The sequence below is a fragment of the Paenarthrobacter sp. AB444 genome (assembly GCF_028736865.1).
Classification (GTDB): Bacteria; Actinomycetota; Actinomycetes; order Actinomycetales; family Micrococcaceae; genus Arthrobacter; species Arthrobacter nicotinovorans_B.
In genome coordinates, this window is the sequence record NZ_JAQZBY010000007.1 from 20,457 (window position 1) to 42,233 (window position 21,777).

The 21,777-nt window shown below is 64.6% G+C and carries 18 protein-coding genes; 7 read left to right on the forward strand and 11 right to left on the reverse strand.

Annotated elements, in window-relative coordinates; translation table 11 throughout:
* Entirely contained in the window at nucleotides 1-678 is a 678-nt protein-coding gene (locus PQ627_RS10240) for a Crp/Fnr family transcriptional regulator (protein WP_011775987.1), read from the reverse strand.
* A 235-nt stretch (nucleotides 679-913) separates the two neighbouring features.
* Between PQ627_RS10240 and PQ627_RS10245 the strand changes: the two genes are divergently transcribed.
* Nucleotides 914-2,098, forward strand: coding sequence for a MarP family serine protease (locus PQ627_RS10245; RefSeq protein WP_274260649.1), 1,185 nt, complete (start codon nucleotides 914-916; stop codon nucleotides 2,096-2,098).
* Nucleotides 2,099-2,227: 129 nt separating this feature from the next.
* A complete protein-coding gene (gene aroQ, locus PQ627_RS10250; protein WP_274260652.1) occupies nucleotides 2,228-2,692 on the forward strand; it encodes a type II 3-dehydroquinate dehydratase in 465 nt (154 codons plus the stop codon).
* A 120-nt stretch (nucleotides 2,693-2,812) separates the two neighbouring features.
* Here the strand turns inward: aroQ and PQ627_RS10255 are convergent, their stop codons facing one another.
* The 4 genes from PQ627_RS10255 to PQ627_RS10270 all read right to left on the reverse strand — a co-directional run bounded on the left by PQ627_RS10255 (nucleotide 2,813) and on the right by PQ627_RS10270 (nucleotide 8,407).
* A complete protein-coding gene (locus PQ627_RS10255) occupies nucleotides 2,813-4,984 on the reverse strand; it encodes an alpha-galactosidase (protein ID WP_274260654.1) in 2,172 nt (723 codons plus the stop codon).
* A gap of 102 nt (nucleotides 4,985-5,086) precedes the next feature.
* Nucleotides 5,087-6,442, reverse strand: coding sequence for an ABC transporter substrate-binding protein (locus tag PQ627_RS10260; RefSeq protein WP_274260656.1), 1,356 nt, complete (start codon nucleotides 6,440-6,442; stop codon nucleotides 5,087-5,089).
* 72 nt (nucleotides 6,443-6,514) lie between these two features.
* A complete protein-coding gene (locus tag PQ627_RS10265; protein ID WP_274260658.1) occupies nucleotides 6,515-7,438 on the reverse strand; it encodes a carbohydrate ABC transporter permease in 924 nt (307 codons plus the stop codon).
* Between the two features lie 9 nt (nucleotides 7,439-7,447).
* Nucleotides 7,448-8,407, reverse strand: a complete 960-nt coding sequence (locus PQ627_RS10270; protein WP_373458802.1) for a carbohydrate ABC transporter permease — start codon at nucleotides 8,405-8,407, stop codon at nucleotides 7,448-7,450.
* 214 nt (nucleotides 8,408-8,621) lie between these two features.
* On the opposite strand from PQ627_RS10270, the gene PQ627_RS10275 reads away from it, so the two are divergent.
* A complete protein-coding gene (locus tag PQ627_RS10275; protein WP_144663387.1) occupies nucleotides 8,622-9,821 on the forward strand; it encodes a Gfo/Idh/MocA family protein in 1,200 nt (399 codons plus the stop codon).
* Between the two features lie 14 nt (nucleotides 9,822-9,835).
* Nucleotides 9,836-10,855, forward strand: a complete 1,020-nt coding sequence (locus PQ627_RS10280) for a LacI family DNA-binding transcriptional regulator (RefSeq protein WP_274260662.1) — start codon at nucleotides 9,836-9,838, stop codon at nucleotides 10,853-10,855.
* A gap of 78 nt (nucleotides 10,856-10,933) precedes the next feature.
* Here the strand turns inward: PQ627_RS10280 and PQ627_RS10285 are convergent, their stop codons facing one another.
* The 4 genes from PQ627_RS10285 to acs form a co-directional block, all read right to left on the reverse strand.
* Complete coding sequence (locus tag PQ627_RS10285) at nucleotides 10,934-12,289, reverse strand: FtsX-like permease family protein (protein ID WP_443192754.1); 1,356 nt, start codon at nucleotides 12,287-12,289, stop codon at nucleotides 10,934-10,936.
* A gap of 7 nt (nucleotides 12,290-12,296) precedes the next feature.
* The gene (locus PQ627_RS10290) at nucleotides 12,297-13,064 is read right to left on the reverse strand and encodes an ABC transporter ATP-binding protein (protein ID WP_274260666.1); all 768 of its coding nucleotides are present in this window, start codon (nucleotides 13,062-13,064) and stop codon (nucleotides 12,297-12,299) included.
* 159 nt (nucleotides 13,065-13,223) lie between these two features.
* On the reverse strand, nucleotides 13,224-14,018 hold the full coding sequence (locus PQ627_RS10295; RefSeq protein ID WP_274260668.1) for a DeoR/GlpR family DNA-binding transcription regulator: 795 nt from the start codon (nucleotides 14,016-14,018) through the stop codon (nucleotides 13,224-13,226).
* Between the two features lie 147 nt (nucleotides 14,019-14,165).
* Nucleotides 14,166-16,211, reverse strand: coding sequence for an acetate--CoA ligase (gene acs / locus PQ627_RS10300; RefSeq protein WP_274260966.1), 2,046 nt, complete (start codon nucleotides 16,209-16,211; stop codon nucleotides 14,166-14,168).
* Between the two features lie 428 nt (nucleotides 16,212-16,639).
* On the opposite strand from acs, the gene PQ627_RS10305 reads away from it, so the two are divergent.
* Genes PQ627_RS10305 through PQ627_RS10315 form a run of 3 tightly spaced genes read left to right on the forward strand, consistent with a single transcriptional unit; the run spans nucleotide 16,640 to nucleotide 19,619 of the window.
* Nucleotides 16,640-18,139 carry a hypothetical protein gene (locus tag PQ627_RS10305; protein ID WP_274260670.1) on the forward strand — a complete coding sequence of 500 codons (1,500 nt, stop codon included), beginning with the start codon at nucleotides 16,640-16,642 and terminating at the stop codon, nucleotides 18,137-18,139.
* A gap of 11 nt (nucleotides 18,140-18,150) precedes the next feature.
* Complete coding sequence (gene nth, locus PQ627_RS10310; protein WP_274260672.1) at nucleotides 18,151-18,945, forward strand: endonuclease III; 795 nt, start codon at nucleotides 18,151-18,153, stop codon at nucleotides 18,943-18,945.
* Nucleotides 18,942-19,619, forward strand: a complete 678-nt coding sequence (locus PQ627_RS10315; RefSeq protein WP_144659113.1) for an NUDIX hydrolase — start codon at nucleotides 18,942-18,944, stop codon at nucleotides 19,617-19,619. Before nth ends, PQ627_RS10315 begins: the two co-directional genes overlap by 4 nt.
* A 21-nt stretch (nucleotides 19,620-19,640) precedes the next feature.
* On the opposite strand, the gene PQ627_RS10320 is transcribed toward PQ627_RS10315, so the two are convergent.
* On the reverse strand, nucleotides 19,641-19,841 hold the full coding sequence (locus PQ627_RS10320) for a YegP family protein (protein WP_144659114.1): 201 nt from the start codon (nucleotides 19,839-19,841) through the stop codon (nucleotides 19,641-19,643).
* Nucleotides 19,842-20,013: 172 nt separating this feature from the next.
* Nucleotides 20,014-21,702 carry a bifunctional 3'-5' exonuclease/DNA polymerase gene (locus tag PQ627_RS10325; protein WP_274260674.1) on the reverse strand — a complete coding sequence of 563 codons (1,689 nt, stop codon included), beginning with the start codon at nucleotides 21,700-21,702 and terminating at the stop codon, nucleotides 20,014-20,016.
* Between the last annotated feature and the right edge of the window lie 75 nt (nucleotides 21,703-21,777).

A 21,777-nucleotide genomic window follows, 5' to 3' on the forward strand; every position in this document is an offset into this window, starting at 1 on the left:
TTAGCGCGAACGCTGGCGGAGTCGCTGCATGTCCAGGATGACGACGGCGCGGGCTTCCAACCGCAGCCAGCCGCGCTGAACGAATTCGGCCAGTGCCTTGTTGACGGTTTCGCGGGAAGCGCCAACCAGCTGGGCCAGTTCTTCCTGGGTGAGCTCGTGGGCGACCAGTACGCCGTCGGTGGCCGGACGACCGAAGCGGTCGGCCAAGTCGAGGAGCGCCTTGGCAACGCGACCCGGTACGTCGGAGAAGACGAGGTCGGACAAGGAATCGTTGGTCCGGCGCAGGCGGCGGGCCAGTGCCTGCAGCAGCTGGGCGGAAACCTCGGGACGCGTGCGGAGCAGGGCGTTGAGGCTCTCGTTCTTCAGGCCTGCAAGGCGCGTTTCGGAAACGGCGGTGGCCGTGGCGGTACGCGGGCTGGGGTCGAACAACGCCATTTCGCCGAAGAGTTCGCCCGGGCCGAGGATGGCCAGCAGAGACTCGCGGCCGTCGGGGGAGGTACGGCCGAGCTTCACCTTGCCGGAAACGATGAAGTAGAGCTGGTCACCCTGGTCGCCTTCGCGGAACACGGAAGCCCCACGTGAAAGGTCCACCTCGGTGAGTTCGTCCGTCAGCAGGCGGAATGCGTCGTCGTCAAGGGTGGCGAAGAGGGGTGCGCGGCGCAATACCTCGATGTCCATGAAATCTCCTGAATATAAGTTTCGGTCGTGGCGCTCCAGCCATTGTTTCAGAATTTTTGAGCTTCTGTGACGTACTTGGCACGTGAAACGCTGAAATGGCGCGGGTTGGCGGCGTTCAAGGCCCGAAGGACCGCTTTAAAACAACCTTTGACCGTGACCCCATGGTGATGTGACTAACGGTTGGCTGTCAGGGTCCACAACTACAATTGGCGCTACCCGGCTATGAGGAGCATTGGTGTTTGGCTTGACGATATTGGATTTGGCATTGATTTTGATGCTCCTGTCCTACTTGATCTATGGCCTGCGCAACGGCTTCATGGTCACCTTGGGCGGTATTGCCGGATTCATCGTCGGTGCCATCGCTGCATTCGTGGCCGTTCCGCTCGTCAGCAACTGGGTGACCGACAGCGGCTGGAGGCTGGCCGCCACGGTGGGGGCCGCCGTCGTGCTTATTGCTTTGGGGCACGGGCTCGGAACCATGATCGGCCGGAAAATCCGCCACGCAGTGCGGATCAAGCCCTTGCATGCGGCGGACCGCCTGATCGGCGGCGTGGTGAGCGTGGTGGTGGCCGCGCTGGTGATGTCCATGCTGGCGTTCAGCATCAGTTCCCTTGGTGTGCCGTTTGTGTCGCAGCAATTGGCCGAGTCCCGGGTGATCCGTTACATCGACAACATCACTCCCACGCCCGTCAAGAGCACCATGGCGCAACTGCGGTCCACGGTGATCGGCGACGGCATTCCTAAGCTGATTGAGGGCATCGGGCCAGGGACGCCGGTGCCGGTTCCCAACGAGTCCACCGACACTCCTGCCTTGAACCGTGCCGCTGAATCCGTGCTCAAGATCGCCGGAACAGCGTTCGAGTGCGGCCAGAACCAGACAGGTTCCGGATTCGTCGTATCGCCCGGGCGCGTCGTCACCAACGCGCACGTCGTGGCGGGCGTGTCGCAGCCCGTTGTGGAAATTCCCGACGGCGGTGCGTTGCCGGGTCGCGTGGTCTACTTCGACCCCCAGCGGGACATCGCGGTATTGGCCGTGGACGGCCTGAAGTCCAACCCGCTGCCGCTGAGCCCGGACCTGCCGGGTGGAAGCCCTGCGGCGTTTGCCGGCTACCCGCATGGCGGTCCCTTCCAGTCGAAGCCCGCCACTGTGCAGGGGATTTCGCCCATTCTGGTTCCGGATATTTATGGCAACAATCCCTCGCCGGAGCTGGTGTACAAGCTGGCCGGGGATGTCCAGCCCGGAAACTCGGGCGGACCCCTCTTGACGATGGACGGCCAAGTAGCCGGCCTGATTTTTGCCAAGACCACCACGGACGCGGCCTTGGGGTTCGCCTTGACCATGACCGACGTGGAACCCGTGGCGGCGCAGGCACCAGGCCTCAGCGAGCAGGTCTCCGCCGGGCAATGCACCCGCAAGTAACCAACCCTCTCTCACATCACCCGGGCATTTGGGCGGCCCTCTCTCACATAGTGACTGTTTTTAGGGCACGCTCTCTCACCTAATGGGCCTAATTCCCGGACGCTCTCTCGCGGCGATAGATTGGGAGCCATGACTGAAGCCACCCCCGCCACCGAAGCCGGTCGCGGCACCATCCTTGTGATCAACGGACCCAACCTCAACCTTCTGGGCACACGCGAGCCCGAGAAGTACGGAACCTCCACGCTGGCCGACGTCGAGCACCTCGCCATGACTGCAGCCACCGCGCATGGCTTCACGGTGGATTGTGTGCAGTCCAACCATGAAGGCGACCTGGTGGACGCCATCCATGCAGCCCGCGGTACCGCCGTCGGCATCGTCATCAATGCGGGTGCTTACACGCACACGTCCGTGGCACTTCGGGATGCCATCGCGGCCGTGCAGTTGCCCGCCGTCGAGGTCCACATCACCAACGTCCACCAGCGCGAAGAGTTCCGGCACCACTCGTACCTCTCCGGGGTGTGCAGCGCGATCATCGTTGGCGCAGGCGTGCTCGGGTACAAGCTGGCGATCGATTACCTGGCTGACGCCGTCTAGCGCGCCGGTGCCGGTGAGTGAGGGTTCCCGGGAAACCTGTGGGATGTGAGTGAGGGTTCCCGGGAAACCTGTGGGATGTGAGCGAGGGTTCCCGGGAAGCCTGTGGGATGTGAGCGAGGGTTAGAGGGCGGTGAGTCGCAGCACGATGGCGTGCTCCGGGTTCAGCACGGGCATCGGGAGCCCGACTTCGCCCAGGAAACGCCCGCTGGCCTCCGCCCCTGATGCCAACCAAGGAGCTGGCTTGGCCTCGGTGAACGTGTGCCCGTAGTCTGCGTCGGCGGGGGTCGGGAAGAGGAGCTCCACGCGGTAGGAACGCAGCGGATCGAGCCCCGGAATCGCCACCCGGCCCGGAAGTTCGCTGAAGCCCGTCCGGGTCTTGACCACGGCGAACAGTGCCGCTGTGGCACCTGCGGGAGTGCCGCCGTCGTGCTCTGAAGCAACCACGCCATGCACCATCAGCGACTCGTCAGGGACATCCGCGCGGACCATCCGTCCACTGTGGATGAGGGCCCGATGCTCCTTGTACAACGCGATGAAGCGCTTGAGTTCCTCGCGCTCGGCGCCCGCAACGGACCGGACGTCCCACTCCATGCCGAAGTGCCCGAACAAGGCAGTGATGGCGCGGAAGGAGAGGTCGTGCGTGCGGCCGGTGGTGTGGGAGGTGGTGGGGCCGACGTGCCCGCCGACCAGTTCGGGCGGAACCACGAGGCCGGTCCAGCGCTGGATGGTCTGCCGCTCCAGGGCATCGTTGCAGTCCGAAGCCCAGATCCGGTCCGTCCGTTCCAGGATCCCCAGGTCCACGCGGGCGCCACCGGAGGAGCAGCTCTCAATCTCCACACCCGGGTGGGCCGCCCGCAAGGCATCGAACAGCCGGTAGGCGGCCAATGTTTGCTCGTGCACTGACGCCCTACCCGCGTGACCGTGCTCCAAAAGGTCCCGGTTCTGGTCCCACTTGAGGTAGCTGATGTTGTTCTCCCTCAGCAGGGCATCGATGCGGTCAAAGATGTACTGCCACGCTTCCGGATTCACCAGGTCAACCACGTGCTGCTGCCGCCACTCCAAGGGGAGCCGCCCGCCGTCCTTGTGGGACTCGGCAGCAGGCCCCACGATCCACTCCGGATGCGCCCGGGCAACGTCCGAATCCAGGTTGACCATTTCCGGCTCCACCCACAGCCCGAACTCCATGCCGCGGGAGGTCACGGCGTCGATCAGGGGAGTGAGGCCCGAAGGCCAGAGAGCCTCGTCCACGTACCAATCGCCCAGCCCGGCGTGGTCGTCGCGGCGCCCGCGGAACCACCCGTCGTCGAGCACGAAACGTTCAACGCCAAGGTCGGCAGCCGACTCCGCCAGCTCGATCAAGGTGTCCAGATTGTGGTCGAAGTACACCGCTTCCCAGGTGTTGAGGACTACTGGGCGTGGCTTGTCCACATGGTGGGGACGTGAGCGGAACCAGCTGTAAAACGCCTCGCTGATGCCGTCGAGCCCACGGTCCGAGTACGCGGCGAACAGTGCCGGAGTGGTGTAAGTGTCACCTGGTTGCAGCACCACTTCAGCCGCGCCCAGGAGCTCCGAACCGCCCACCATGGTGCGGCCATCGGCCACGCTGTCCGCGAATTGCTCATGGTTGCCGCTCCATGCCAGATGCGTGGCCCACACCTTGCCATGGCGGTTTCCAAAACCGGCGGTCCCGGCGGCCAGCAGCACCGACGAATCATGCCCTGTGCGGCCATGGCGGCCGGTGCGCACCCACGTACCTTGCTGGATTGCCCGTCGCTGCGGGTGCCGCTCACGGCACCAGCGCCCGGTCAGGTCCAAAAGCTCGACGGCGTCCGGCGCCACCGGCAGCATGGTGGCCAGCTCATCCACCTGGAAAGGCGAAGAGCCTTCGTTGGTCACTGTGTGCCGCAGTTCCAGAAGCCCGCCCGGATGCAAGGTGAGGTTGCTTGCCACCGTGATGCCGGCGTCGGGATCCGACTGAAGCACGACGGCGGTACTTGCGTCCGCCGTCGCACTCACCACACTCAGGCGCACCGAGAAGTCGAAGCCGGGTACGCCGTCGATAACGCGGTGACCGCGGAGTCCCGGCCGGCCCTGCCACGACGACGACGCCTGGGGAAGGAGCCCGGCAGGAACGTTGGCGTCGATGGCAGAGGGTGGGATGGGCTCGTTGAGGATGGCGAGGTCGGGCAGGGAATCGCCCAGGTCTGCTCCCCAGTGGGTTATCTCAGCCTCTCCTCGGTGGGTGCTGATCACCAGGCTGGTACCTGCGGAACGGAGATGGAGCGGTTGCATGTATGAGTCGCTTTCAGGATCTGGAGTTGGGTGTTGTGAGGCCTGCTCTGCGTGCTTTGCGGGGGTAATGGGGCGCAGAGCAGGCCTCACAACGGGAGGGTTCTACTTGAAGAGTGCGTTGACTTGCTCGTTGGCGGCTGTCAGCGAACTGGCAGGGGACTTACCCGAGACAACCGCGTCCATGGCCGGCTTCATGATTCCGGAAACCTTGGCGGCGTTGTCCGTGATCGGGAGCATGAAGGTGGTCTTGTCCTTCACATGCTGGGTGAAGGCGCTGACGTCCACGTTCTTGGCTTTGAAGGCATCTGCGGCCTTCTCGGAGGAGGTGGTGATGGCCGGGAACACGACGGCCTTTGACGCTACGACGTCTTGGCAGGCGGCGGAACCGAGGTACTCCACCCACTTGATGGCTGCGTCCTTCTTCTTGGTGCCGGCCCATACGGAATCGGCCAGGCCGTTGAACATGGAGGCACGTTTGCCTTCGGGACCCTTCGGCGTGGGAGCGATGCCGACATCGATGCCCTTGTAGCCGGTGTACTGGCCGATCATCCAGGAGCCATTGCTGTTGATGGCGGCCTTGCCTGCACCGAAGTTGTCGGCGGCATTGGCACCGACGGTGGTTTCAAGCTTGGGCATGTAGCCCTTCTCGGTGAGCGAGGCCCACCAGTCGATGGTGTCCTGGAGCTTCTTGTCGTCGTAGTTGAAGTGGGTGCCCCAAGGGTTCTTGTCCGTTGTGGTCCAGCCAGTAGTGGCAGAGAGGTAGCTCCACTGCGTCTGGCCGGCGTTCTCTGCGTCGGAGCCCGGCAGACCCAATCCGTAGACGGCAACATTGTTCTTGTCGAAGCCCGCTTCGTCGCCGCGCTTGCCGTTCTTATCGATGGTGAGGCGGGCGATCACCTTCTCGTACGTGCCGCCGTCTTGTGCGTTCCAGGTCAGCGAGCCCATTTGTTCCGGGGTGATGCCGGCGTCGGCGGCCATCTTCTGGTTGTAGAAGAGTGCGATCGTGTCCCAGTCCTTGGGAAGGCCGTAGCGCTTGCCGTCCTGGCCCACCCAGAGGTCTGCGAGGCCTTCGTTGTACTGGGAGAGGTTTACGTTGTCCTTCGCAATGGCGTCATCGAGGGCCACCAACTGTTTGGTCTTGAGGAAGTCCGGATATTTGGACAGGTGGTCCGTGAAGACATCCGGCGCAGTACCGGAGGCCATGCCGTTGGTGAGCTTGGACCAGTAGTCGTCCCAACCGGTTTGGGTGATCTTCACGGTGATGTCCGGGTTGGCTTTGCTGAAGTCAGTGGCGCACTGCTGGTATGCGGGGAGCTGGTTGGCGTCCCACAGCCAGTAGTTGATCTCGCCCTTGGCCGAGTCTCCGCCGGAGCTGCCTCCGGAGTTCCCGCCCGAGCAGGCGGAGAGTGCGAGGACGGCGGCTGCGGCGACGGCGCCGATTGCCTTCTTTTTCATCATGGTTGGTCCTTTCAGGACGGGATGGGTGCGTGCCGGTGCAGGCCGGTTTCCGCGTGAGGGAGGTGGATCGGGCTATTTGGTGCCGTTGAAGCCGATGGAGTTGACGATCCGTTTGCCGAAGATGGCGAACAGGATCAACACGGGCGTGGCGGACACGAGTGTTGCGGCCATGAGCCCGGACCAGTCGGGAGCACCTTGCGGGGACTGGGATTTGAAGACCCCGAGTCCCACGGTGAGCACCCGGGACTCTTCGGAGGTGCCTACCAACAGGGGCCAGAAGTATTCGTTCCACTGGCCCATGAACGTCAGCAGTGCCAGGGTCGCGATCGGGGCTGCGGCGTTGGGCATGATGATCTGGAAGAAGATCCGCCAGTGTTTGGCACCGTCGAGCATTGCGGCCTCTTCAACTTCCCTGGACATGTTCAGGAAGAACTGGCGCATGAAGAAGATGGCGAACGGGGTCATGAACAGGTACGGCAGCACGAGTCCGAGCATGGAATTGAGCAGGCCCAGGTTCTTGATGAGCAGGAAGTTGGGCAGGGCGGTGAAGATCGGCGGGACAAGCATGGTGGCAAGGAACAGGGAGAAGACTGCGTCGCGCCCTTTCCACCGCAGCCGGGAGAAGGCGTAGGCGGCCATTGAGCTGAAGAACACGGCGCAGGCTGTGGTGATGCCTGCGAAAAGCAACGAGTTCCAGAGGTACTGCCAGAAATTGATCGACGCGCCCGAGCCGCCTTCTGCGATGGCTTCGGAGGCACTCTGGAGGCCGAAGACCCGTTTGAATGCCCCCAGGTTGAAGTCGGCCGGCAGAAGGTTGGCGGAGTTCGCGGCGAGGGAGCCGTTGGTGGACAGGGCTGTGCGGAGCACCCAGTAGAAGGGCAGTATGCTCACCGCGATGGCCAAGGCAAGGAGGGTCAGGGCGATGGCGCGGCGCCAGTTGAAGGGACGGCTGAGAGGGCGACGGCCGGCGCTGGTGCGTGAGGTAAATGTGGTCATGGCGTGTCCTTAGTCCAGGTCCGACTGGTTGCCGCGGAGGAACTTCATCTGGATGAAAGCGACGATGGCAAGGATGAGGAAGAGGATGACAGCCAAGGCAGATCCGTAGCCGAAGTCCTGTTCGTTGAAGGCGCGCTGGTAGATGTAGAACTGCAGCACGCGGGTCGCATTGACAGGACCACCGGCCGTGGTGACTGCAACGGTGTCAAAGACCTGGAAGGAACCGATGACGGTCACGACGAGGACCAGTACAAGGACCGGTCGCAGCAGTGGCAGGGTGATCCGCCAGAAAGTGGTCATGGCCTTGGAACCGTCGATGCTGGCGGCCTCATAGACACTGCTCGGGATGGCCTGGAGCCCGGCGAAGATCAGGAGCGCCGTGTAGCCCATGTGCCGCCACGTGTTGATGAGCGCTTGTGTGGGGATGGCCCATTGCTCGCTGCCGAAGAACGCTACCCGGGGCAGCCCGGTCCATTCGATGATCTGGTTGATGATGCCGATCTGGTAATCAAGCATCCAGAACCACAGCAGAGCCGCGATGACGTTCGCCATCAAGTAGGGCATCAGGAGCGCGCCGCGGATGAGTGTGGACCTTGCAACCCGGTGCATCAGGATTGCAAGGCCCAGGGCCAACGCCGTCTGCAGGACGATGTTGATCACCACGTATTCCCCCGTGACGCCCAGGGCGTTCCAGAACAGCGGATCCTTGGCTATGCGTTCGTAGTTCTTTGCGCCGATCCATTCCGGATCGCCCAGGATGCTGTACTCGGTGAAGCTGAGGTAAATACCGCGGATGGTGGGGACAAGGTAGAAGAGGATCAATCCGAGCATCGCCGGGGCGATGAAGAAGAGCGCGACTTTCAAGTCTCCGATGCCGCGGAACCCGTCGGATGGTTTTCCCCGCTTGTGCGACTTCCGCGGCGCCCTGGGGGCAATTCCAGGATCCGGTTGCTTGGTTAGCGTGGTCATCGTCGACCCTTTCTTGGGAGTGATGCGGGTAACAGCTGGAGGCGAATCTACACGAGTAGATTTTGCCTTGGCAAGACCTGCCGCGAAGTTTTGATGAAAAATGTTCGGAAATGTTGTTTCTGTTGACTCGTGTAGATAGCGGGTGCGACACTCGAGCGTACGCAAGACACGACGGACAAACGGCTGCTGTGCGCGGCCGCAGGAAAGGCAAACAATGACGTTTTCGATTGGTGTTGTTGGCGTGGGGCAGTTCGGCAGCCAGTTCGCCCACCTCTTCAAGCTCCACCCCGGTGTCAGCGCGGTCTATGCGGTGGACGAACTCCCTGCGCGAGCCGCGGCAGCGCAGCAGCGCTGGGGTCTGGACGGCACCATGGCCTCGTTCGAGGAGCTGCTGGAGTCCGACGTCGATGCTGTCGCCATCTTTACGCAGCGGTGGACCCACGGCCCCTTGGTGGAGCGGGCCCTGCGGGCCGGAAAGCATGTGTACTCGGCGGTGCCGATGGCAATTTCCGAAGAGGAGATCGAACGGATCATCGAGGCCGTACGAGAAACCAAGTTGGTCTACGCGATGGGGGAGACCAGCTACTACAACCCCGCCACTGTCTTCGCCCGGCAGCAGCACGCCGAGGGGAAGTTCGGCCGGATCTTCTACACCGAGGGCGACTACGTCCACGACATGGACCTCGGCTTCTACGAGGCCTACCAATACAGCGGCGGGGAACGCTGGAAGGAAACCGCGAGCTATCCGCCCATGCTGTACCCCACCCACGCCATCGGCGGCGTGCTGGGTGCTGTGCAGGGCCACGCCGTCAGCGTGAGCTGCATCGGAGTCAAGGACCAGCGGGGCGATGGCGTCTTCGACAAGGACGTCAGTATGTTCGCCAACGACTTCTCCAACGCCACCGCCCTGTTCGAGATGAACGACGGCGGTGCGATGCGCACCAACGAGATGCGCCGCGTGGGGTATCCGTCCCACATCCGCGAATCCCGCTTCCGCTTCTTCGGAACCGACGCCAGCTTTGAACAGCTCGCCACCACCACTGTGTGGCAGGACAAGTCCTCGGTGCAGGATGTGTCCGAGCAGGTGGAAACCAGGCCCACCATGTCCGCCGACGATCCCTCGCTGGCGGACGTGGCGCCCGAGCTCCGGGACGCCTTCATCTCAGGACTGGCTCCAGTGCACGATCAGTCCCGGCTCCCCGAGGAATTCCTCGGAGCGCCCAACGGACACGAAGGCAGCCACCAGTTCCTTGTGGACGACTTTGTGACTGCCGTGAACAACCGCAGCCTTCCCCCGGTCAACGCCTGGGTGGCCGCCCGGTTCACCCTTCCAGGCATCGTGGCCCACGAGTCTGCCCTCCGCGGCGGCGAACGGCTTCCGATCCGCGACTTCGGTGATGCCCCTGTGGAGTAGCTAGCATTTACCCCATGACAACAGCAGCAGTACAAACCCCGCGCGGACCGGTTACACGCAAAGACGTGGCCCGGTACGCCGGGGTGAGTACCGCCGTCGTGAGTTATGTGGTCAATGGTGGGCCAAAGAACGTAGCCCCGGCAACCGAAGCCAAAGTCCGCGAAGCCATCCGCATCCTTGGCTACCGTCCCAACGCCGCAGCACGCGCGCTGAAGCTGGGTTCCAGCGAAACCATCGGCGTCGTGGTGCCGGACAATACCAACCCGTTCTTCACCCAGCTTGCCCACGCGGTTGAGGACGCGGCGGCGGAACTGGGGTTCGGCATGGTGCTGACCAACTCGGACGGAAGCCTGACGCGGGAGCGCAAGAACATCCGTACCCTTGCCGCCCGGCAGGTGGATGGCGTGTTCCTGGCAAGTTGTGTGTTCGACCCCGATGTCACGGAGCTTGAAGCCTCGGAAATCCCGGCCGTCTTGCTGAACAACGCCGGCTCCCCTCAGGGTTTCAGCAGTGTGGGCGTTGACCTGGAAGCGGGTGCGCGCGCCGCCGTGGAGCACTTGATCGGCCATGGCCACACCAACATAGGCCTGGCCATTGGAACCAACACGGGCAACCAGTTGGACGGCCGCGAGGTGGGATGGCTTGCCGCGCTCCGCGACGCCGGATTGGCCGAAGGCCCCATGCTGCATGGCCCGTTCAGCCGTCCCGGGGGTTACGAGGTCGGCAAGCGTTTCCTCGCCATGGCCAACCGGCCCACCGCTGTCTTCGCGAGCAATGACATGCAGGCGATCGGCATCCTCAGGGCGCTCCACGAGGCGGGCGTGCGTGTTCCCGATGAGCTGGCGCTGGTTTCCTTCGACGGCTCCCTGGACTCCGAATACAGCTGGCCGGCGCTCACCACCGTCGCGCAGCCCGTCAAAGCGATGGCCCAGGCAGCCGTTCGGGCCTTGGTCGGCAAGGGGCGCGGCGAAGAGCTGCAACACCAGGTCCTGCCTACGGAGTTGATCATCCGGCAATCCTGCGGCTGCGCCTAGGTCCCCTCCGCCGAAGTGGCATTTAATGACAATGTTTGGGCCCAACATTGTCATCAAATGCCAACTCGGCGGGGCTTGCTAGGAGTCCACGCTCGCGTAGCGCTCCGGACGGGCCAGCACCTGGGCGATCTGAGCTGTCCCGGCGGCAACAGCAAGCCGAACCAGAAGGAACCCGGCCGCGAACACTCCCACGATGGTCAGGAGCACCAGGGGCTGGGTCAGCAGCACCGCACCCGTCAACGGCAGGACCAGGACGGCGGCAGCGGCTGCGGATATGCCAGCCACCAGGAACAACGGCGACATCACGGCCCTGACCCGCGCCGCCACCATCAGTTTGCGCGGCATCCCCACCCGGTCCAGGGCCACCAGCGTCGACGCCCGGTCCAGTACGGCGGCGGCCTGGTTCACGCCTGCCGAACACGCCACCATCAGGAACGAACCCAGCAGCGTAATCATCACTCCGGTATTGATGTCCCGAACGAGCAGTGCAGCTTCGGTGTCGCCGGCGGTGCCCATGGCGTCCGCTATGGCCATGCCCACGCCCACGAAGACGCCCACAAAACTGGTCATCGCGACGCCCCCAACTTGCCGCCACGATTCCTTGGGACTCTCCAATACAGTGCGTGCCGCGAGTAACTGCTCCGGCTTTCTCGCCCGCTTGAGCTGGGACGATGCCCGCAGGCGCAGGATCCAGGGACCCATGAGGTTCAGCGCCAACAACGCCAGGCCAAAGCAGCCACCCATGACGGCGATGATCACGATGAAGGCCCCAAAGCTGCTGAGCATTCCCATCGCCACCACTCCGATCACCACAACAACAGCCGCGATGAGTCCGCGAACCCAGTGCGCGCCGTCGGCCGTTTGCCGGGTCCTGACGCCCAACGGCGTCACCACCACCTTGCGCAGCCCAAGCGCGGCGCTCGCCGCCGCAAGGATGCAGACGGCCAGGATGCAGCCCAGGATGGACGGGATGGACAGCCATGCGTGGCTGCCGATCGCCTGCCCACGGAACTGGATCAAGCCCAGGAACGGGGCCGCGCACGCGTACAGTCCGGCACCGGCCAATGCACCCACCGCCGCGAGGATGCTTGATTCAATGACAGTCATCCAGACGACGGTCGCGCTGTTGGCGCCCAACAGGCGCAGGGATGCCAGCCGGTCATCACGACGGCGGGCGGCCAGCCGGGCGGCTGAGGCACCGAGCGTCAACAGCGGGATGATGAGCAAGACCATTGCGACGACGGCCAGCGCTTGGTACGTCCCTGCGATGTCGTCGGTCCAGGACCAGAAAACCTGGGAGCCGCCCGCGACGGTGAGCAGGAGCGCGGTCACTGTGCCGAAGGCAAGGATGGGCAGCCCGGCATCACGGAGTCCAGTTTCGCGGAAACTGTTCCCGCTGCTGCGCGCAAGATAGGGACCGAGCCGGAGGGCCATGATGAGGCTAGACATTGAAGGCACCTTTGAAACTGGTGGTTGCGGGGGCAGGGCTGGCAGCGGCAGGCGCGATTCCTGCGTTGTCCACTAATCCCGCGCTGTCCGCCACGATCCTGCCGTCCCGCAGTTCCACGACGCGTTGGCAACGTGCGGCTACGTTGGGATCGTGGGTGACAACCAGCAGGGTTCGCCCGTTGGCGGCCACGGAATGAAGCAGGACGTCGAGAACTTCAGTTGACGTTGCTGAGTCCAGGGCCCCGGTCGGCTCATCGGCAAACACGACCCTGGCGCCGGTTACCTGTGCCCGGGCGATGGCCACGCGCTGGACTTGGCCACCGGACAGTTCACCCAGCCTGCGCTGTTCCATACCCGCCAGGCCCAACGCAGCGAGCCACTCCGCGGCGCGGGACTCGGCGGTGGACCTGTCCGTGCCGTTGAGCATGAGCGCCAGGGCCACGTTTTCCACGGCAGTCAGCTCGGGCAGGAGCATGCCCTGCTGGAAGACGAAGCCGAACTCCTCGCGGCGCAGGCGGGACAACGCTGCGTCCCCCAAAGTGTCCAGGCGCAACGGTGCCGAAGGTGTGCTCAAGGTGATGGAGCCGGCGTCGGGCTTTAATATCCCGGCGAGGCAGTGCAGAAGGGTCGTCTTGCCGGAACCCGAAGGGCCGATGATGGCAAGGGATTCACCGGAATTCGCGGTGAAGTCGACGTGGTCCAGCGCAATGCTGCCTGGGTAATGCTTGGTGAGTTGTTGAGCGTGGAGGATGGCGTTCATATAGCCAGCATCCCCAAAGGACCCAGGGGCAGGCGTCCGTCTGCCGGTTGAACTCCGCGGCCCGGCCTCCACCCGCGGTATGAGACCCAACTGGGGGACAGCAAACGCTCCAATGGGCCGTCATTGGAGCGTTATCTGTCCCCTAGATGGGCAGGACGGCTAGTTGGGCGCGGTGGCGATCCTGAGCCTGGCCACGTTCTCCTCAAGCACCCGGCGCGCGTCATCGCCCAGCAACGAATCCGTGATGAGCTCGTCAGCCTCTTCCAGCGCGGCGATCGAGGCAATGCCCACCACGCCCCACTTGCTGTGGTCGGCAAGGACCACGGTGCTTCGTGCCGAGGACATGAAGGCGCGGTCTGTCTCGGCTTCGAGCAGGTTCGGGGTGGTGAAGCCGGCCTGCGCGTCCATGCCATGCACCCCCAGGAAGAGGACATCGAGGTGCAGTTGTTTGAGCGAAGCCGTGGCGATCGGCCCCACCAAGGCATCGGAGGGGGTGCGCTCGCCGCCAATCAGGATGACGGTGGAACCGAACCGCCCCGGACCGGAGGACGCGCCGTGGTGGAACAGGTCCGCGATCCGCACCGAGTTGGTTACCACGGTGATCCGGGGACCGTTGACGAGTTCCTTGGCCAACGCCCACGTGGTGGTCCCTGCGCCCAAGCCAATGGCCATGCCCTCCTGGACCATGGAGGCAGCTTCCACCGCGATCGCATGTTTCTCGGCCGTGAGCTGGGTCGATTTCAGCTCGAATCCGGGTTCATGTGTACTGGCGTCACCGGGCAGCTTCGCTCCGCCGTGGATGCGTTCCACCCTGCCGGTTTCCTCGAGGGCCTCAATGTCGCGACGCACGGTCATGGGGGAGACACCCAGCAAGTGGGCGAGGTCGGAGACCCGTACCACGCGCTCGCGCTGGACGGCTTCGATGATGGCGGAGTGGCGTGCTGCCTGAAGCATCAGGGCCTTTCTGGGAACCTCGTCAAACATGGGGCTGGGTCTGGCACCAGTCTAGGCCGAGGTCCCCGTAAATAAGCGCTAAATGCACGACGACGCCGCCCACCCCGGGAGGCGAGCGGCGTCGTCGTGCGTTTGGACCCGGTGACGCTACTTACGCAGCGATTCCGCGATCTGGGTCATGATGCCGGGGTCTGCCAAGGTGGTGGCGTCGCCGGTATCGCGGCCTTCTGCGATGTCCTTCAGGAGGCGGCGGACGATCTTGCCCGAGCGCGTTTTGGGCAGTTCCGGAACGATCAGCAGCTGCTTCGGCTTGGCGATCGGGCCGATTTCCTTGCCCACGTGGTTGCGCAGTTCCAGCACGGTTTCGTCACCGTTGTTTACGGCGTCGCCGCGGAGGATGACGAACGCGACGACGGCCTGGCCGGTGGTCTCATCGGCGGCACCGACCACTGCTGCTTCGGCGACGGACGGGTGGCTGACCAGGGCGGATTCGATCTCGGTGGTCGAGAGGCGGTGGCCGGAGACGTTCATGACATCGTCCACGCGGCCCAGGAGCCACACGTCGCCGTCCTCATCCTTCTTGGCGCCGTCACCTGCGAAGTACATGGCCTCGAACCGGGACCAGTAGGTGTCCTTGAAACGCTCGGGGTCGCCCCAGATGCCACGGAGCATGGACGGCCACGGCTCGCGGACCACCAGGTAGCCGCCTTCGCCGTTGGCCACCGAAGCGCCGTTCTCGTCCACGACGTCCACGGCGATCCCGGGAAGCGGGACCTGGGCCGAGCCGGGCTTGGTGGCGGTGACGCCGGGCAAGGGTGCGATCATCTGGGCGCCGGTTTCGGTCTGCCACCACGTGTCCACGATCGGCGCGGGGTGTTCCTTCTTCTCACCGTTCTTGCCGGCGTTTCCGCCGATGACGTCCCGGTACCACATCCAGGCCTCGGGGTTGATGGATTCGCCCACGGAGCCAAGAACGCGGATGGAGGAGAGGTCGTACTTGTCCGGGATGTCCCGGCCCCACTTCATGAACGTGCGGATGGCGGTGGGAGCGGTGTAGAGGATGGAGACCTTGTACTTCTCCACGATTTCCCACCAACGGCCCTGGTGCGGTGAGTCCGGGGTGCCTTCGTACATGACCTGGGTGGCGCCGTTGACGAGGGGCGCGTAGGTGACGTACGAGTGGCCGGTGACCCATCCGACGTCGGCGGTGCACCAGTACACGTCCGTTTCCGGGTGGAGGTCGAACACGGACTTGTGTGTGTAGGCGCCCTGGGTGAGGTAACCGCCGGTGGTGTGCAGGATGCCCTTGGGCTTTCCGGTGGTGCCCGAGGTGTAGAGGATGAACAGCGGGTGCTCGGAGTCATGTCCGACGGCGGTGTGCTCGGTTCCAGCGACGCCCACGGTGTCGCCCCACCACAGGTCGCGGCCCTCGACCCAGTTGACGTCCTCCCCGTTGCGCTTGACCACGACCACGTTCTGGACTGTGTGGCCTTCCTTGCTGAGCGCTTCGTCCACGGCCGGCTTCAGCGGGGACGGCTTGCCGCGGCGGTAGGTGCCATCGGCGGTGACCACGAGCTTGGCTTCGGCGTCCTCGACCCGGGAGCGCAAGGCGTCGGCCGAGAAGCCGCCGAACACTACCGAGTGCACAGCGCCGATCCGGGCGCAGGCCAGGAGCGTGATAACGGCCTCGGGAATCATGGGCAGGTACACGGCGACGCGGTCGCCCTTGGCCACGCCCAGGGCTTCAAAGGCATTGGCAGCCTTCTTGACCTCTTCGGTCAGCTCCGCGTAGGTGTAGCTGCGGGTGTCGCCGGGTTCACCCTCGAAGTAGATGGCAACGCGGTCGCCCAGGCCGTTTTCGACGTGGCGGTCCAGGGCGTTGTAGGCGGCGTTGATTTCTCCGCCCACAAACCACTTGGCGAAGGGCGGGTTGGACCAATCCAGAGTTTCGGTGAAGTCCTTGCTCCACGTCAGCAGCTCACGGGCCTGCTTCACCCAGAACGCGGGGCGGTCGGCTTCAGCCTCTTTGTAGGCGTCCGCTGTTGCTACGGCGTTCGCGGCGAACTCGGCCGAAGGCGCAAACTTGCGGTTCTCGTGAAGGAGGTTTTCAAGGGCCTCTACGTGGGGGGCCTGACCGTTCTGAGCCGTTGTAGCTGCAGCGGTGGCCGTGGATCCGGTGGTGTCCTGGGACATGGTGAACCTCATCATTCATCGATCTTTGCTGCGCGGAGCCCGCCGTTAGGCCCGCAGAGTACTGTCCGCCTTCCACACTATCGCCTCGAGACGTCCTACGTGTGCGTGGTCACAAACACGGCAGCGAGCGGCACATTTTTAGCGCCGAATGGCACCTCGGGCGGCTGGGAAACGCTTACATGACGTACGACGCCGGTCCGCGCCCAGCGCTCTCAGCAGCCAAAACCGGGGCTGCTTTCTGTAAGCAACCTTGGAGTTCGCTGTGGGCGATGCCGTATGACCGTTTTCGGCTAGAAGGCTGTCGGGGGGGTGGCATAGGCTGAAGAGGTCTTGGGACGCACCCCCAGGCGTGTCCGGCGATCCTGCGGAATCCCGTGGAAATCACTGGACCGGACTGCCTAAGACGCCGCCGTACAAAGGAGAAATACATGAACCAGCTGAGCCCAGGACCGCACGACTCACAGCCGACGGGACCGGACGCCACGGCTGGAACGGCCACTGGACCAGATGGCAAAGCTGCTGCCAGCCCTGCGCAGTCAACGCCTGCAGCATCAGGAAAAAGCGATGCCACAACCGGTGGCGCCACCAAGTTCGACGCCGTAGCCGGGCCCTTTACAATCCGGGACCTCACCGTCTTTGGCTCCACGCTCCTGATGTTTGTCGCGTCCCTTTTGCCCATGTTCGGCTCCCGCTACAACCTCTGGAACCTCGGCAACCTGTTCTTCCTGCTGCTCGGAATCATCCTGCCGCTGGTCGTGGTGGCGCTCTTCGTCGCCCGCCGCTTGCAGCCGGGAACCATCGTCCGCGTCGGTTCGCTTTCCGTTGACCAGTTCGCCTCCGTCACGGCATCCTTTGCCTTCCCATTGTTCTTCCTGACCATCGCCAATTCGTTCAATGGCAGCGTCCTTCTGGGCTTGGTTGGTTCCGTGGGCCTGCTTGCCGCGACCGTCCTTGCCCCGCACCTGCCCTTCCTCTCCGCCGATTTCAAGGGACGTGCCGAGACTCCGGCCCATGTGGTTGCCCGCGAAGCAGCCGTGCCCAGCCGCAAGCCTGCTGCTCCCAAAGCGCCGAAGGCACCTAAAGCGCCCAAGGCTCCCAACGCGAACACGTCGACCTCCACGCCAGGTGCCACCTTTGGTGCTTCCGGCGGCGGATCCTTCAGCGCCGGCACCTCGGGTGCGGGCGCGGGCTTCCCCGGAGCCTCTGCTGCTTACCCGGCTGCCGGCACTGCAGCCGGTGCAACCGCAGCTGCCCCTTCCCCCGCTGCCCCGGGCGCAACCGCAGCCAGCGCAACCGCCCCCGGCGCAGCTGCTGCCAGTGCCACCAGCGTGGGCGCACCCAGCCCCTTCGCTCCGCCAGCCAGCTACGGAAGCGAGCCGTCGCAAGCAACGGAAGCTCCCGCCGTCGTGCATTCTGCGGACAGCAAGCTCCCCGGCGAGCCAGCCGGTCAGGAACCTGTCGCAGGGAGCTCGGGTGCGGGCGCCTCGGCTGCGGTACCGGCAGCTGAACGGGAGGGCTCTGCCAAGGAGGCGCAGCCCGCTGAAGCTCCTGCAGCAGCACCGTCGGCTGCTGCAGAGCCGGCCACCACGCAGCATGCCCAGCAGCCTGCCGCCCAGCAGCCATGGGCAGCCACCATGGCAACCCCGATCGTCTCCGGCGACACCCGCAGGGTCAGCGACACCATCGGTGCCACGGTGGATCCCGCGAGCCGCCCCGAGGAGTCCGACGCGCCGCAGTATGAGGCGTTCTGGTTCGCGGTAGCCCAGCCGCGCACTGCCTACGACGAACGCACTGGCGCCCCGTCCTTCACCATCGAACCCGGTGGCTGGGTGCTCGCACTCGAAGACCGGGGCCATGAGTTCCTGGTCCAGGACACCGACGGCAAGCTGGGGGTTCTTCGGGAGCTCAGCAACATCGAACGCGGCTAGGACGGGACGACGTGGCCATCGCCGAAGCTGGTTCGCTGCTCGCACTCAAGCGCCGGGCCCGCAAGATCAACAGGGTCCTCGCGGAAAAGTATCCGTACGCGCACGCGGAGCTGGACTTCACGAATCCCTTCGAGCTGGTGGTGGCCACGGTCCTGTCCGCCCAAACCACGGACGTGATGGTCAACCAGGTCACCAAGATCCTGTTTGCCCGCTACCCCGATGCCCGGGCCATGGCCGAGGCCGACCCCGCTGAGCTGGAGGTGATTCTTCAGCCCACCGGCTTTTTCAGGGCCAAGGCCCGGAACGTCCTGGCGCTCAGCACGCGGCTGGTGGATGAATACGACGGCGAGGTCCCCGGCAGGCTCGAGGACCTGGTGACGCTTCCCGGCGTCGGACGCAAAACGGCGAATGTTGTGCTGGGCAACGCCTTCGGAATTCCCGGCATCACGGTGGACACTCACTTTGGACGCTTGGCCCGAAGGTTCGGCTGGACCACTTCGGACGACCCCGTAAAAATCGAGTTCGATGTAGCCGAACTGTTTGAACCGCGGGACTGGACCATGTTGTCGCACCGGGTGGTGTTCCATGGGCGCCGGGTGTGCCATTCCCGGAAGCCGGCCTGTGGCGCATGCCCGGTGGCCAGCCTGTGCCCGAGCTACGGTGAAGGCGAAACGGATCCCGTCAAAGGCGCCAAACTGCTCAAATACGAGCTCGCCCCGGGCAACGAGGAACTGCTGGAAAAGCTGCTGGCCGAGACACACCGCGCCGCCGAGATCCGGATGGAATCGCAAAGGAGGCCCGGGTGACCGCGCTGGAGGAACTGACCGCCTTGGTGACGAGGTTCCAGGCCGGTCAGCAGGAGCACTCCGCCCTCTGGGACATGCTCCCCGTCACGGCCGAGACCAACCGTGCAGCTGCGGTGCTCATGCTCTTTGGCGTTCTTGACGACGTCCCCGCGGAGTCGGGCCGCCCCATCGCTCCGGCCGACCTTGACGTCCTGCTCCTGGAACGCGCCCACACCTTGGACGACCACCCGGGGCAAGTGGCCTTTCCGGGCGGCAGCGTGGACCCCGAGGACGAGTCCGTGGTGGCCGCTGCCTTGCGTGAAGCGGTGGAAGAAACAGGGCTGGATGCCAATGGTGTGCGCGTCCTGGGAGTTATCCCCGAGCTTGGACTCATCCGCAGCAACTTCCGCGTGACCCCGGTGTTGGCGTGGTGGGATGCTCCGTCGCCGGTCCGAGTGGTGGACTACGCCGAATCCGCGCAGGTTTTCCGGGTTCCTGTCCGCGACCTCCTGGACCCTGCCAACCGGGTCACGGCCACGATTTCCCGCTTCGGGCGCACTTATACGAGCCCGGGGTTCACCATCAACGGCGTGGTGGTGTGGGGCTTTACGGGAATGGTCCTCAGCGGCCTTTTCGACGAGCTGGGGTGGACCGTTCCTTGGGATCGGGCCAAACTCCACGACATCGACCTCTGACGACGCCGCCGGTGGGACCGTTCAGGCGGCCTTGCGTGCCGCCGTCGAACGATCCACGATCAGCCCCGTTGCCGCGTTTTCCCGAACGGCCTCGATCCCGGCCACAACGCCGTCCAGGTGTGGGAATGTTGGCGACTCCGCCACCACAGTCCCATCGGCGGCCGTGAGCCGGAACCGGTACCCCTGACCGTTGTCAGAGAGAATTTCAAACCTGCCTGCCATGCTTCCCCCTTATGATGCTTCCTTGCATGCCCCTGTGGACTGATAAGTCCACTTACCTAGTGAAAATATAGGGAAGCGGCGGCGAACCAAAGTCGCCCGTCATCCGCGGGTCATGGCACCTCATCCGGCGAGATGTGACTGGAAAGTCTGCACGCTTGCCGCTAATGTGCGGCTATTTCGCCTTGTCATAAGAGTCGACGACGGCCACACTCACCGGAAACTCCACGGGAATCGGTCCGAACATCAAGTCCTTGGCTGCAGCGGCGGACTCTTCGATGGCCCTGATGCACGCGTCCACGGCGTCATCGGGGGCGTGGACCATGACTTCATCGTGCAGGAAGAAGACGAGCTCCCCGGATGGTGAGCCTTCGGCGCGCATGGTCCGCAACCGGCGTCGTAATTCCGCGAGCCAGCACGCTGCCCACTCAGCTGCCGAGCCCTGGACCACAAAGTTCCTGGTGAAGCGTCCGCGGGAGCGGGCCAGGTTGTCGGCCCTGCGTTGCTCCTCCGCAGTGGTTGATTGCTGGCTCCGGAGCCAACCGGCCGACGGCGGCGGGCTGCTTCGTCCGAGCCGCGTGGTGACAGTCCTGCCGGCTTCGCCTTCCCGCGCAGCCTGTTCCACGTACCCCACAGCGCGGGGATAAGTGCGTGCCAGTTGTGGCATGAGTCTGCCGGATTCGCCGGTGGTGGCACCGTAGATGGCTCCCAGCAGCGCGACTTTCGCTTTAGCCCGGTCGCCGCCGAACCCCTGGGCGGCGATGCCGGCGTAGAGGTCCTTGTCGCGGGCAGCCTCAGCCATCTTGGTGTCCTGGGCCAAGGCCACCAGAACCCGCGGTTCAAGCTGGGAGGCGTCAGCGACGATCAGCTTGTGGCCCGGGTCCGCGTGCACCGCCGCACGGATGTTGCGGGGAATTTGCAGGGCGCCGCCCCCGCGCGAGGCCCAACGGCCCGACACCACGCCACCCACCACATATTCCGGGTGGAAACGCCCGTCCCGCACCCACGCGTCCAGCCACGCCCAGCCGTTGGCGGTGTGGAGGCGGGAGAGTTTCTTGTAGGCGAGCAGGGGCTGGATGGCGGGATGCTTCGACTCCTGGAGCTCCCACTGCCGCGTACTCTTCACCTCGATGCCGTTGCGATGGAGCGCCCGCATGAGGTCCTGCGGCGAATCGGGGTTCAGGCCCGGGGAGTTGAGGATGGTCCGGAGCTCAGTGCAGAGCGCTTCCAAAGCCGGAGGCCTGTTGCCGGGGGCAGGGCGGGGGCCAAGGACATCAGCGAGGATCTGCTGGTGCAATTCTTCCCGCCAAGGGACGCCGGCGTGCTGCATTTCGACGGCGATGATCGCGCACGCCGATTCAGCAGCGAGCAACAACTGGAGCCTCTGCCTGCGGTGCTGGTCGGTGCCGACCTGTGCCAGCGCCTCTTGCTGGGCCGAGAATTCCGCTTTCAGTTCCGCCAGGCCTGCCTTGGGATCCGACGGCGTGGGGTCCTCAAACAGCGCGCCTTGATCCGCGGAGGCCGGTGGCGGCTGGAGGATGCGGGGTGGAGTGTCGTCGTCCTGGGTGAGGTGAACCGCGTTCCGGGCGTAGTCCGTATGGGCAGTGAATTCCGAATGTGCCAGTATGGCTCCGCAGAGCGCCAGGTCATGGCACCGCTCCAGCTCGATGCCGTGGTCCAGCAGTCCCGGATACCAGTCCTGGGCGCGGTGCCACACCCAGCGTGGCCGCTGGGTTTCGAGCTCACGGACGACGCCGGGCAACTCACCACGGGTGACGACGCGGGCGTCCGCAGTAGCTTTTCCTGCAGGAGAGATCCTCTGTATGGCTGCGCCGTCCGGGTGGGCGGCAAGCAGCAAATACATGCCTCCCATTCTGCCCTGTTGGAAGGACTGCTGCTGTGCACTCTTCAGCCCGGGACGAGCCGGAGACGGCGGCCT